Annotated in this window: 13 protein-coding genes; 3 read left to right on the forward strand and 10 right to left on the reverse strand. The window is 61.6% G+C overall.

What is annotated here, in order from left to right; genetic code table 11:
• Positions 1 to 44: 44 nt before the first annotated feature.
• The 3 genes from glyA to NCS02_RS28240 all read right to left on the reverse strand — a co-directional run bounded on the left by glyA (position 45) and on the right by NCS02_RS28240 (position 3136).
• Positions 45 to 1292, reverse strand: a complete 1248-nt coding sequence (glyA, locus tag NCS02_RS28230; protein ID WP_008346246.1) for a serine hydroxymethyltransferase — start codon at positions 1290 to 1292, stop codon at positions 45 to 47.
• Between the two features lie 144 nt (positions 1293 to 1436).
• The gene (locus tag NCS02_RS28235) at positions 1437 to 2135 is read right to left on the reverse strand and encodes a GNAT family N-acetyltransferase (RefSeq protein ID WP_250520228.1); all 699 of its coding nucleotides are present in this window, start codon (positions 2133 to 2135) and stop codon (positions 1437 to 1439) included.
• Between the two features lie 113 nt (positions 2136 to 2248).
• Complete coding sequence (locus tag NCS02_RS28240) at positions 2249 to 3136, reverse strand: SDR family oxidoreductase (RefSeq protein ID WP_250503825.1); 888 nt, start codon at positions 3134 to 3136, stop codon at positions 2249 to 2251.
• A 102-nt stretch (positions 3137 to 3238) separates the two neighbouring features.
• On the opposite strand from NCS02_RS28240, the gene NCS02_RS28245 reads away from it, so the two are divergent.
• Positions 3239 to 4060, forward strand: coding sequence for a helix-turn-helix transcriptional regulator (locus tag NCS02_RS28245; protein ID WP_250520229.1), 822 nt, complete (start codon positions 3239 to 3241; stop codon positions 4058 to 4060).
• A gap of 4 nt (positions 4061 to 4064) precedes the next feature.
• On the opposite strand, the gene NCS02_RS28250 is transcribed toward NCS02_RS28245, so the two are convergent.
• Positions 4065 to 4766 (reverse strand): SDR family NAD(P)-dependent oxidoreductase, encoded by a 702-nt coding sequence (locus NCS02_RS28250; RefSeq protein ID WP_250523378.1) that lies wholly within the window; start codon positions 4764 to 4766, stop codon positions 4065 to 4067.
• A gap of 1041 nt (positions 4767 to 5807) precedes the next feature.
• Between NCS02_RS28250 and NCS02_RS28255 the strand changes: the two genes are divergently transcribed.
• Together NCS02_RS28255 and NCS02_RS28260 are read left to right on the forward strand one after the other, a co-directional pair.
• The gene (locus tag NCS02_RS28255; RefSeq protein WP_250520230.1) at positions 5808 to 7580 is read left to right on the forward strand and encodes a ShlB/FhaC/HecB family hemolysin secretion/activation protein; all 1773 of its coding nucleotides are present in this window, start codon (positions 5808 to 5810) and stop codon (positions 7578 to 7580) included.
• A 67-nt stretch (positions 7581 to 7647) separates the two neighbouring features.
• Positions 7648 to 8640 carry a hypothetical protein gene (locus NCS02_RS28260; RefSeq protein ID WP_250520231.1) on the forward strand — a complete coding sequence of 331 codons (993 nt, stop codon included), beginning with the start codon at positions 7648 to 7650 and terminating at the stop codon, positions 8638 to 8640.
• Between the two features lie 61 nt (positions 8641 to 8701).
• Here NCS02_RS28260 and NCS02_RS28265 read toward each other — a convergent pair whose 3' ends face one another.
• The 6 genes from NCS02_RS28265 to NCS02_RS28290 form a co-directional block, all read right to left on the reverse strand.
• Entirely contained in the window at positions 8702 to 8959 is a 258-nt protein-coding gene (locus NCS02_RS28265; protein WP_008346261.1) for a hypothetical protein, read from the reverse strand.
• Positions 8960 to 8997: 38 nt separating this feature from the next.
• Positions 8998 to 9255 carry a hypothetical protein gene (locus tag NCS02_RS28270; protein ID WP_250523379.1) on the reverse strand — a complete coding sequence of 86 codons (258 nt, stop codon included), beginning with the start codon at positions 9253 to 9255 and terminating at the stop codon, positions 8998 to 9000.
• 43 nt (positions 9256 to 9298) lie between these two features.
• A complete protein-coding gene (locus tag NCS02_RS28275) occupies positions 9299 to 9556 on the reverse strand; it encodes a hypothetical protein (RefSeq protein ID WP_008346270.1) in 258 nt (85 codons plus the stop codon).
• A 447-nt stretch (positions 9557 to 10003) separates the two neighbouring features.
• Positions 10004 to 10261 carry a hypothetical protein gene (locus NCS02_RS28280; RefSeq protein WP_008346266.1) on the reverse strand — a complete coding sequence of 86 codons (258 nt, stop codon included), beginning with the start codon at positions 10259 to 10261 and terminating at the stop codon, positions 10004 to 10006.
• Between the two features lie 448 nt (positions 10262 to 10709).
• Positions 10710 to 10967, reverse strand: coding sequence for a hypothetical protein (locus NCS02_RS28285; protein WP_008346268.1), 258 nt, complete (start codon positions 10965 to 10967; stop codon positions 10710 to 10712).
• Positions 10968 to 11010: 43 nt separating this feature from the next.
• Entirely contained in the window at positions 11011 to 11268 is a 258-nt protein-coding gene (locus tag NCS02_RS28290; RefSeq protein ID WP_008346270.1) for a hypothetical protein, read from the reverse strand.
• Positions 11269 to 11338: the final 70 nt, after the last annotated feature.

The following is an 11338-nucleotide window of genomic DNA, read 5'->3' on the forward strand; positions in this document are numbered from 1 at the left end:
CGAAGACAGCGAAGCCCGCCGATCACGCCTATAACCGGTTCAGATCAGCCGTACACGGGGAAGCGCTTGGTCAATTCCGCGACCTGCTGACGAACGCGTTCGAGGTTGCCCGCGTCTTCCGGGCTTTCGAGCACATCGGCGATCAGGTTGCCGACGATCTCCGCTTCCTTCGTGCCGAAGCCGCGCGTGGTCATCGCGGGCGAGCCGAGGCGCACGCCACTCGTGACGAACGGCTTCTCCGGATCGTTCGGAATCGCGTTCTTGTTGACCGTGATGTGCGCGGCGCCCAATGCGGCTTCCGCGGCCTTGCCGGTGATTTTTTTCGCGCGCAGATCGACAAGCATCACATGGCTTTCCGTGCGGCCCGAGACGATACGCAGACCGCGCTTCACGAGCGTTTCGGCCAGCACGCGCGCGTTGTCGACCACGCGCTGCTGATATTCCTTGAACTCCGGCGACAGCGCTTCCTTGAACGCGACGGCCTTCGCGGCGATCACATGCATCAGCGGACCGCCTTGAATGCCCGGGAAAATGGCCGAGTTGATCTGCTTCTCGAACTCGGCCTTCATCAGAATGACGCCGCCGCGCGGGCCGCGCAGGCTCTTGTGCGTGGTCGTCGTGACGAAATCGGCGTGCGGCACCGGATTGGGATACACGCCCGCCGCGATCAGGCCGGCATAGTGCGCCATGTCGACCATCAGATACGCGCCGACGCTCTTCGCGATCTTCGAAAGACGCTCGAAATCGATCTTCAGCGCAAACGCCGACGCGCCCGCGACGATCAGCTTCGGCTTGTGTTCGTTCGCGAGTTGCTCGGCCGCTTCGTAGTCGATGTCTTCGGCTTCGTTGAGACCGTAGCTCACGACGTTGAACCATTTGCCCGACATGTTGACCGGCGAGCCGTGCGTGAGGTGGCCGCCGTGCGCGAGGCTCAGGCCCATGATGGTGTCGCCGGGCTTGAGCATCGCGAAGAACACGCCCTGATTGGCCTGCGAGCCGGAATTCGGCTGCACGTTCGCGGCTTCGGCGCCGAAAAGCTCCTTCACGCGATCGATCGCGAGCTGCTCCACCACGTCGACATATTCGCAACCGCCGTAATAGCGCTTGCCCGGATAGCCTTCCGCGTACTTGTTGGTGAGCTGCGAGCCTTGCGCGGCCATGACGGCCGGGCTCGTGTAGTTCTCCGACGCGATCAGCTCGATGTGATCTTCCTGGCGTCGGTTTTCATTCGTGATGGCCGCCCAGAGTTCCGGATCGACGTTTTCAACGGTGCTGGCTGCGCGATTGAACATGATGGTACCCATGTAAGAGAGAAGCGGGTTGCTGCGGGAACGCGTGACTGTCCCGTATTCCATCGAAAGCCGGCTCGCGCGGATAGAAGAATTACGACATTGCGCTGGAATGCGGGCACCTGCGCATTCGCCGCAAGTGAATGCTTATTTCATCGGGCGGCTGATTCGCATCAACGTGAACGCGTGACGCAGCTCGAAGCCGAGCCGTTCATACAGCGCGATGGCGCTTTCGTTGTGACTGAAGACATGCAGAAACGGCGTGTCGCCGCGCTCGCCGATTTCCTTGCGCAGGATGTTCATGAGCCGTCCGGCCAGGCCGCGTCCGCGGCAACGTTCATCGACGCACACCGCGCTGATCTCCACATGACCGTCGATGGCCATGCGCTCGCCCGCCATCGCGATGAGTTCGCCTTGCTCGCGAATCCCGATGTAGCGGCCCATTTCGCGCGTGCGCCTGCCGAACGGACCGGGTTTCGTGCGTTGCACGAGCGCGAGCATGGCGTCGATATCGGCAGCGCCGAGCGCGATCACGTCGCGGTCGTCGATGCTTCGCGTGAAACGCGACGTCGCGATCATCTGATGGATGGCGCCGACGCGCTCCGCGTGCAATGCGCCGATGTCCGCGAGCGCATCCGCCGACAGCATCGCGACGTGTTCGCCGGGTTGCAGCAGCGCGTGCAGCGCGCGCCAGGCATCGGGTGTATCGGAGGCGATGGCCCCGAACGGCGCGACATCCGGATGGAAACGCCGCGCGAGTGTGTCGCCGAGGCCGAGATGCGCCTGCTTCGTGGTCAGCGCGGTCCAGATCGGGCGGTCGAGTGCGGCGTGGGTCGGGCGGATCATATCGGCTCCGGTTGCGAAAGGTGATCGAATGCCGATCACTTTAGGCGAGTCGGAGCGTTCCGGCTATTGTCGGAAATGACAGTTTCGGGGGCATTTGCGCCAAACGAAACGCGTCAGGGGTAGCGCGCTTCGTCCAGATCGGCGATGAGCGTCGGGCCTGTCGGTTTCCATCCGAGGCGCGCCTGCGTCAGCGCGCTCGACGCGGGCATGTCCAGGCCGACGAACATCGCCATCCAGCCGAAATGCGCGGCTGCATCGTCCGGAGAAATCGACGTGACCGGCAGCTTCAGCCCGCGTCCGAGCGCTTCGGCAATCGCGCGGCTCGCGATGCCTTCCTCGCCGACCGCGTGATAACGCGCGCCGCTTTCCGCCTTCTCGACGGCGAGCCGGTAGAGCCGCGCGGCATCGGAGACATGGCCCGCCGGCCAGCGATTGCCGCCATCGCCCACATAAGCGACGACGCCCTTGTCGCGCGCAATGCCGATGAGCGGCGTGATGAGACCCTGCTTCAACGGATCGTGAACCTGCGGCAGTCTCACCACCGACACGTTGATGCCGGAATCGAGCAGCGCGTTCCCCGCCAGTTCGGACGCGATGCGCGGATTCGGATGACGCGTGTTGAAGACGTCCTCGCGCGCCGGTTCGCCGTGCTCGCCGCTGCCCATGCCGGTGCCCGACGTGATGACGAGCGGACGATTCGTGCCCGCGAGCGCCGATCCGAGCGCGGCGATCGCGCGCTTGTCCTTTTCGCAGTTCTCGACGAAGCGCGAGAAGTCGTGATCGAAGGCCGTGTGGATGACCGCATCCGCCAGCGCTGCGCCGCGCGCGAGGCTTTCCGGATCTTCCAGCGTGCCGCGATGCACTTCGGCGCCGGCATCTTCGAGCGCCCGCGCGCCCGCATCCGAGCGCGTCATGCCGATCACCCGATGACCCGCGTTGATCAATTCGTGCACCAAGGCCGAGCCGATGAAGCCGGTCGCGCCCGTCAGAAAAATTCGCATGGTGAAGCTCCCTGGTCGAATGGCGCTCACTATCCGACGTTTTTTTATCCCGTTAAAGTAGTGACGTCATCCTATTAAATCGACTAACAGGGTTTCATATCCGTGGATACGGCCAGATCGCTCGGCGATTTTCTGCGCAGCCGGCGCACGCGTCTCGATCCGGCGAGCTTCGGTTTCGCCGGACGCCGCCGCACGCCCGGCCTGCGCCGCGAAGAGGTCGCCCAGCGCGCGAACATCAGTCCGACCTGGTACACGTGGCTCGAGCAGGGACGCGGCGGCGCGCCGTCGGCCGATGTGCTGGAGCGCATCTGCGGCGCGCTGTTGCTCACCGATGCCGAGCGCGAGCATCTCTTCATGCTCGGGCTGGGACGGCCGCCGGAAGTCCGTTACCGGTCCGCCGATGGCGTCAGTCCGCGGCTTCAGCGTCTGCTCGATTCGCTGCAGACCAGCCCGGCCATCGTCAAGACGCCGACGTGGGATGTCGTCGCGTGGAATCGCGCCGCGGCCGTCGTGCTGACCGATTACGGCACGCTGCCGCCCGGCGGGCGCAATATCCTGCGATTCCTGTTCCGCAATCCCGAAGTCCGCGCGCGGCAGCACGACTGGGACAGCGTCGCGCGCTTCGTCGTCGGCGCGTTCCGGGCGGATGTGGCGCGCGCGGGGCTGGTGTCGGAAGTCGGCGAGCTCGTCGAAGAGCTTCGGCACGCGAGTCCCGAATTCGACGCGCTCTGGCGCGACAACGACGTCCACAGCCACGAAGAAGGCGGCGGCATCAAGCGCCTGATGCATCCGGCGCTCGGATCGGTCGAGCTGGAATATTCGGCGTTTTCCGTCGATGGCCGGCCGGATCTCGGCATGATCGTCTACACGCCCGTCGACCGCGCGATGGCCGAGCGGATCGGCCAGCTCGCCGCGAGCGCGTGACGCTTCAGAACTTCTCCACCCACGGCCGCAGCTCGATTTCCCACGTCCACGCGCTGCGATGCTGGCGCAGCACATCGAGATAGGTTTGCGCGATGGCGCCGGGATCGAGCGTGCTGTCCGGCGCGTCGGGCGGATCGGCGCGATGTTCGGCGCGCACGCCGCCGTCGATCACGAAATGCGCGACGTGAATGCCCTTCGGCGCCAGTTCGCGCGCGGCGCTTTGTGCGAGGCCGCGCAACGCGAACTTGCCCATCGCGAAGGGCGCGGACAGCGCGAAACCCTTGACGCCCGCCGTCGCGCCCGTCAGCAGGATCGCGCCTTTGCCGGCGGGAATCATGCGGCGCGCGGCCTGCTGGACGGCGTGAAACGCGCCGAGCGCCGAGACGGCGACAGCCTGCGCGACTTCTTCGGCATCGAGTTCCGCGATGGGTCCGCGCACGCGCCCGCTCGCGTTGTAGATGACGATTTCCGGCGCGCCGATGCGGGCTTCGGTCTGGGCGAAGAGCGTTTCGATCTGACCGGCATCGGATGCATCGACGGGTAGCGCGATGGCGCCGGTTTCATCGACGAGCGCCGCGAGCTTTTCGACATTGCGCGCCGCGATGACAACCGGAATGTTTTCGGCGCGCAGACGCCGCGTAAGAGAGCCGCTGATGCCTGGCCCGGCACCGACGATGAGGGCGCTGCGGTAGGGAAGTGTGCTCATGGTTTCACGCTCGGACGAGAGGTGGAACCGATGATAACTGGGGTGGGAAATCGGCGCGCGGACCGGCTGCTGCGGGGCTGTTTTTGATGAAAGTCGATGGGTTTCTCAGCGCGACGTGATCGTCGCTACATCCGGCGCGCTGACGAACGGTGGCACGCTCGCGGCGCAGCGGAATACGAGCGTCAATGCGGGCAGCGCAAGACCGATGCAGGTCATTGGCGCATCAGCAAAAAAGGGATTCTGGCTCGGCAACGCGGCGCGTGTCGGACGTTGGTGATCTGAACATCGTCAGCGTGCAGGATGTGACCACGAGCAGCGCGCATCGGAGCAGCGCGGGCGGCGGGTTCACGATTCGTCAAGCGGAGGCAGCGCGAGCTTCGGCGCGCAGAACGCGTGTTGTATGCGCTTGATCGTGATCACGTAGATCCGTGATCACGGCCCTCGATGTCGCTGTACGTCAGCGTGCCAGTGTACTCAAGCTGTTCTGCGGTGCGTCCGCGGCACTTGCAATCACCGCGCCTTTCAGATCGATGTTGCCCTTCACATCGACGTTAAAGCCGCCTTCGCCGGCCAGAATCTCGGCCCGCTGATTGACCTACGCATAGTCGCCGTCGGCGTGACGCGCGAGGCCGAACCGCAGCCGACAGCACGACGGAATGACTCTCAACGTCTGACCCGTATTGAAATGGTCCAACGATAGTCACAATCTTTTTCTGATTGAATGGAAAGATCAGGAAAGGATTATTTACGGCCACGACGGAGACGGCGATAGTAAGAAGTTTCCGTCGGTCGTCCGAGAAGGCGAAGAAAAAGTAAAAGGACGGATCGTAGTTAATCAGAGCACGGCTCATTCACCGGGCCGGGTTCAGGCGCTCATGAGCGTCGTTCATGGTGATGACGACGCTCTCTCCACGTCCGACACACGCATAAGCAGCGGCGTTCTGCTCGGCCTTGGTCGGGTAAGTCGCTCGGGTTTGGCGTATGAATGTTGTCGCCGCCCGCGACGGTTTTTTTGTTCCATTCAGACCTAGAAGTTAGTTGATGATTTACCGAAAAAGGCTTGCGGCTCTGTCGTTCACAGCCCTGATGTCGCTCGCAGCAAATGCGCAGCAAATTCCATTCACAGACGAAGCCGCCGCCGCGCGCGCGAATGCGATACAGGATCAGCAAATCCAGCAACAACGCGAGGCACAGCAACGCGAATCGGCGATTCGAGCGCCGGCCGTGCGCTCGGAAGTCCCTGACGAGAAGCGATATCCGTTGCTTCCTTCAGAGACGCCGTGCTTTCGCATCGACGCCTTCGAGCTCGATGTGCCGCAAACGCTGCCCGAGCCGATTCGGAAGCAGGGCGCATCATCGCTGCCGCTCGATCCGTTCGCGTTCGCCCGCGAGTGGCTCGACCACTACAAAGGTCAATGCATCGGCAAGGACGGCGTGAACGTACTGACCAAGGCGCTTCAGCAGGCAGTCCTGAGCCGCGGACTGATCACGACGCGTGTGCTGCTGCCCGAACAGGACCTGTCGACCGGCACGCTCAAGTTCGCTCTGATCCCCGGCGTGATCCGCGAATTGCGCTTTGCCGATCCCAACACGTCGGGCACATGGAAGACCGCTTTTCCGGCGCGTCCCGGCGACGTGCTGAACCTGCGCGATCTCGAGCAAGGCCTCGAGCAGATGAAGCGCGTCGCGAGCCAGGACGTCGACATGAAGGTCGATCCGACCAGCTCGCCCGGTGAGAGCGATGTCGTCATCACCGTCAAGCGCGCCAAGCCTTGGACGTTCGTCGCCTCTGTCGACAACTCCGGCAGCCGTGCAACCGGCAAGTGGCAAGGCAACGTCAGCCTGGGCATCGACAATCTTCTTGGACTGAACGACATCCTTAGCGTAGGCGCGAATCAGGACCTGTACTTCGACGACAAGACTTTGGGCTCGCACGGCTTCAACGGTTCCTACTCGATCCCATGGGGCTATTGGACCGCGACGCTGTATGGCAACACGAACACTTACTATCAGCAGATCGCCGGTGTGAATCAATCGTTCGTGTCGAGCGGCAATTCGCAGAGCGCGGGGCTCAAACTGCAGCGCGTGCTGCGCCGCAGCCAGAGCGACGTGCTCAGCAGCTATATGCAACTCTCGAAGCGCTTCGGTGCGAGCTTCATCGAAGACACGGAGATCGAGCTACAACGACGCAACAATACTTTCCTCGAACTGGGACTGACCGATCGACATTACTTCGGCGGTGCGCAGTTCGACGCGACATTGGCATATCGCCAAGGCATCGGTGGTCTGGGCGCGAGACCCGATCCGGAACCGGATCCTTACTCCATATCCACGCGCGCACCGACCTACCGCTTCAAGATGGCCGTGCTGGATATGAACCTGTCGATGCCGTTTGCCATTGCGAAGCAAAGCTTCCGCTACGTGACGACCGTACACGGGCAATACACCAACGATCAGCTTTACTACATCGACGACCTGACGATCGGCAGCCGCTACACCGTGCGCGGCTTCGACGGCGAACAAATGTTGGCCGCAGAAAAAGGCTTCTACTGGCGCAACGAATTGCAGATGCCGATCGGACAGACGCGCCAGTCGCTCTACGTCGGCGTGGATTACGGTCGCGTGTTCGGCCCGAATACCGAGTTTCTCGCGGGCACGCAGCTCGTCGGCGCGGTGATCGGCGTTCGCGGCGGCATTCCGTCGAAGTACGCTGGGTTCAGCTATGACTTCTTCGCGGGCACGCCGATTTACAAGCCGTCTTCACTCGAGACATCGCGCGTGACGGTCGGATTTCAGATGACCGCGCAATTCTGACGCGCGATCGACCTCGGGCTGCATTGCATGGTCAAGACACTGCGGCCCAAATAACAAAGGAGAAAACATGGCCAACGAGAAGAGTCTGACGCTCGCGTCGATTCATTCGACGGCGAAGGCGCTCACTGCCGGACTGCTGCTCGCGCTCGCCGCATGTGGAGGCGGAAGCGGCAGCGGACTCTCGGCTGTCGAGAACAACGGCAACGGGGCGACGGGAGGGACATCGTCGAATTCGGCGGATACGGCATCGACTTCATCGGACGCGCCCACATCATCCAGTGCGGCCGCGAGCTTCTTCAACAGCATCTTCTTGAAGGACAGCGGCAGCGGCTTCTATCAGTTCGATGCGAACTGTCCCGGCAGCGGAGGCTACACGCCCGTCGCTTCGGGCAGAACCCGGTTCTACGTCGACAGTGATAGCGACGACAACTTCATCGCAGAGACCACAACGATAGCGGGCGCATATACGCAAGACTATGAGACGCAGCTGTATATCACGGCGGAAGGTGCGTTCACGTCGCGATCGACCCCCTACATCCATTTCGGTTCGAACTCGAAGATCTTCCAGAAGCTATCGCAAGGTTATGAGCTCGGCATGCGGGGCATGTCGACGGCCTTGGAGCGAATCACGATCAAATTGGACGACGTATCGGGTCTGCCGATCTCGGATGCCATTCGCAAGGACGAGGGTCCGGCCATCAACGGACTGCCGTTTCTGCTTGCCGCCGACAAATCGCCGATGCCGAAGGGATCCATCATCTATCAGTTGCCGTACACGGTCGTGACCACGCACTTGTGGGCGAACCTGACAAAGGGGAAGGATCCGTTTGCGTCTCTGGAGGAGATCCAGGCCAGGACCGGAGGGGCCATCCAATCGTTGGGCGGCTATCGCTATCTGCAGCCCGCGCCGAACAGCATGATTCATATCGAGTACGACGGGGCTCTGTACCACGGTGAACTGGTGAAGGCCGGTGACATCCACGATGTCGTTCCGGCTGCGTATAACAGCATTGCCGCGGATTTCATCGCGCAGCGCGAGGCAGTTGCGCTCGCAAAGTAGTGAAGAAAGGAGAAGGAAGCACAATTGTTCCTTCTCCCGTCGACGGTGCGGCTTCAGTTCTTCACGCTTTCACGCCGTGCAGCAGGCTGCCGATGGCGTCGAGCGACTTCGTCACGTTGGTCAGATCGACCTTGGTGTACTGCGATGCATCGACCTGCGTCACCGGCGCCACGTTGATCTGCGGGCTCGCGAACGCGAAGCCCGTGATCGAGTTGGCGTTGATGCCGTTGTTCTGGAAGATGCTCGCGCCGCCGACGATGGCGCCCATTTCAGCGCGACCAAGTTCCTTGCTGACGGCGAGGTTTTCGATTCTCAACATGATGTCTCTCCTGATGACGTGAATGGCTGTGTGAGGGCTTACAGCTTCACGCCGCCGAGCACGCTGCCAACCGCATCGATCGACTTCGTGACGTTGGTCAGATCGACGTTCGTGTGCGTCGAGGCATCGACTTGCGTGACGGGCGCGACGGTGGTCTGCGGGCTGGCGAACGAGAAGCCGCCGTTGACATTGGCGTTGACGCCGTTGTTCTGGAAGATGCTGGAGCCGCCGACGATAGCGCCCATTTCTTCACGGTCGAGTTCTTTGCTGACTGCGAGGGATTCGATCTTCAACATGATGGTTCTCCGGATGCGTGGATGATTGCGATGAGATGGGGAATCAGAGTGCGACGCCGCCAAGCAGGCTGCCGACCGAAGCGAGCGACTTGGTGATGTTCTTCACGTCGACGTCGGTGTGTTGGGAGGCATCGACTTGCGTGACGGGCGCGACGTTCGTTTGCGGGCTGGCGAAGGAGAAGCCGCCGTTGACGTTGGCGTTGATGCCGTTGTTCTGGAAGATGCTGGAACCGCCGACGATGGCGCCCATTTCAGCACGGCCGAGTTCTTTGCTGACAGCGAGGTTGTCGATCTTCAACATGATGTAGCTCCTGACTTGGTTGGTTGGATGAGCACCAATCGTTGCGCTCGCAGCTACATATGCGAGGGCTGTGCCAGCGGCTACTAGAGGATCTGTTCGGTTAATGCAAGTCGTTGATCGACATACAAAATCGAGGTACTCAAAGCAGATCTCTACGCGCAGTCCAGGTCGCTAATGGTCGCCGGCTGTCGGCCGTCCAAAGACAGATACTCGAAACATGTCTGGAGCCGGCGAACACGCAAGGTAATCAGACACGCGACACGTTTCACGCCGCAAGAAGAGAGACGAAACTATGGAATACGAAGTATCGATGAAAAAGACGAACGGCGCTCGCATCGAGCGTTGGGTCGCAACTTGGGGAAGGAAGAACCGGCAGGAAGGGAGTACAGCGAAGAGAAGCAAGGAGAAGGAAGCAGCGTTGTCCCTTCTCCCCTTGTAGACGATGCCTTACAGCTTTCCGCCCACGATCAGGCTGCCGACGGAATCAAGCGTCTTCGTCACGTTCGTCAGGTCGACGTTGGTGTGCGTCGAAGCATCGACTTGCGTGACGGGCGCGACGTTGGTCTGCGGGCTGGCGAACGAGAAGCCGCCGTTGTAGTTGGCGTTGATGCCGTTGTTCTGAAAGATGCTCGCGCCGCCGACGATGGCGCCCATTTCAGCACGGCCGAGTTCTTTGCTAACGGCGAGGTTTTCGATCTTCAGCATGATGTGTCTCCTGGGACGGGTTGGGTTGGACGAGCACCAATCGTTGCGCTCGCATCTCCATATGCGAGAGCTGTGCCAGAAGCGTCCGGATGTTGTCCGGTTAGGCCGATCCATTGAATAGCAGAGCTCACCGGGCATCTACAGCATCATTCACGAACGAGCGGCGCATCGATTCGTCGGCTGCGCGATGACAGATCGCCGAACATGTCGGCGCACGACCGACGGTCCGCGTACGCGAATGCGACGGGCTCAGTGAAACAGCCCATATCACACGCACGCGCCGTACAACGCTGGTGACAAAGCCACTTGCAGGCGATTGCCTTAGCGGAAAAAAGCCAAAAGAGGAGCGGCCTGGTCAATCCGCGCATTGCGCGCGTGCGGCCTTCGGAACAATGACGAGAGGGAGAAGGAAACGTCGTCGGTTCCTTCTCCCTTCGAGGGATGATGCTTACAGCTTCGCGCCGAGAATTTCGCTGCCGACCGTGGTGAGCGACTTCGTGATGTTCTTCACGTCGACGTCGATATGTTGCGACGCATCGACTTGCGTGACGGGCGCGACGTTGGTCTGCGGGCTGGCGAACGAGAAGCCGCCGTTGACATTGGCGTTGACGCCGTTGTTCTGGAAGATGCTGGAGCCGCCGACGATAGCGCCCATTTCTTCACGGTCGAGTTCTTTGCTGACTGCGAGGGATTCGATCTTCAACATGATGGTTCTCCGGATGCGTGGATGATTGCGATGAGATGGGGAATCAGAGTGCGACGCCGCCAAGCAGGCTGCCGACCGAAGCGAGCGACTTGGTGATGTTCTTCACGTCGACGTCGGTGTGTTGGGAGGCATCGACTTGCGTGACGGGCGCGACGTTCGTTTGCGGGCTGGCGAAGGAGAAGCCGCCGTTGACGTTGGCGTTGATGCCGTTGTTCTGGAAGATGCTGGAACCGCCGACGATGGCGCCCATTTCAGCACGGCCGAGTTCTTTGCTGACAGCGAGGTTGTCGATCTTCAACATGATGTAGCTCCTGACTTGGTTGGTTGGATGAGCACCAATCGTTGCGCTCGCAGCTACATATGCGAGGGCT

It is taken from the genome of Caballeronia sp. NCF2 (assembly GCF_023631205.1).
In the GTDB taxonomy this organism is placed as follows: Bacteria; Pseudomonadota; Gammaproteobacteria; order Burkholderiales; family Burkholderiaceae; genus Caballeronia; species Caballeronia zhejiangensis.

Excerpts from the sequence above, each read along its gene's own strand:
- glyA (WP_008346246.1), bottom strand. The coding sequence starts at position 1,292 with ATGTTCAATCGCGCAGCCAGCACCGTTGAAAACGTCGATCCGGAACTC.
- NCS02_RS28235 (WP_250520228.1), bottom strand. The coding sequence starts at position 2,135 with ATGATCCGCCCGACCCACGCCGCACTCGACCGCCCGATCTGGACCGCG.
- NCS02_RS28240 (WP_250503825.1), bottom strand. The coding sequence starts at position 3,136 with ATGCGAATTTTTCTGACGGGCGCGACCGGCTTCATCGGCTCGGCCTTG.
- NCS02_RS28250 (WP_250523378.1), bottom strand. The coding sequence starts at position 4,766 with ATGAGCACACTTCCCTACCGCAGCGCCCTCATCGTCGGTGCCGGGCCA.
- NCS02_RS28255 (WP_250520230.1), top strand. The coding sequence starts at position 5,808 with ATGATTTACCGAAAAAGGCTTGCGGCTCTGTCGTTCACAGCCCTGATG.
- NCS02_RS28260 (WP_250520231.1), top strand. The coding sequence starts at position 7,648 with ATGGCCAACGAGAAGAGTCTGACGCTCGCGTCGATTCATTCGACGGCG.
- NCS02_RS28265 (WP_008346261.1), bottom strand. The coding sequence starts at position 8,959 with ATGTTGAGAATCGAAAACCTCGCCGTCAGCAAGGAACTTGGTCGCGCT.
- NCS02_RS28270 (WP_250523379.1), bottom strand. The coding sequence starts at position 9,255 with ATGTTGAAGATCGAATCCCTCGCAGTCAGCAAAGAACTCGACCGTGAA.
- NCS02_RS28275 (WP_008346270.1), bottom strand. The coding sequence starts at position 9,556 with ATGTTGAAGATCGACAACCTCGCTGTCAGCAAAGAACTCGGCCGTGCT.
- NCS02_RS28280 (WP_008346266.1), bottom strand. The coding sequence starts at position 10,261 with ATGCTGAAGATCGAAAACCTCGCCGTTAGCAAAGAACTCGGCCGTGCT.
- NCS02_RS28285 (WP_008346268.1), bottom strand. The coding sequence starts at position 10,967 with ATGTTGAAGATCGAATCCCTCGCAGTCAGCAAAGAACTCGACCGTGAA.
- NCS02_RS28290 (WP_008346270.1), bottom strand. The coding sequence starts at position 11,268 with ATGTTGAAGATCGACAACCTCGCTGTCAGCAAAGAACTCGGCCGTGCT.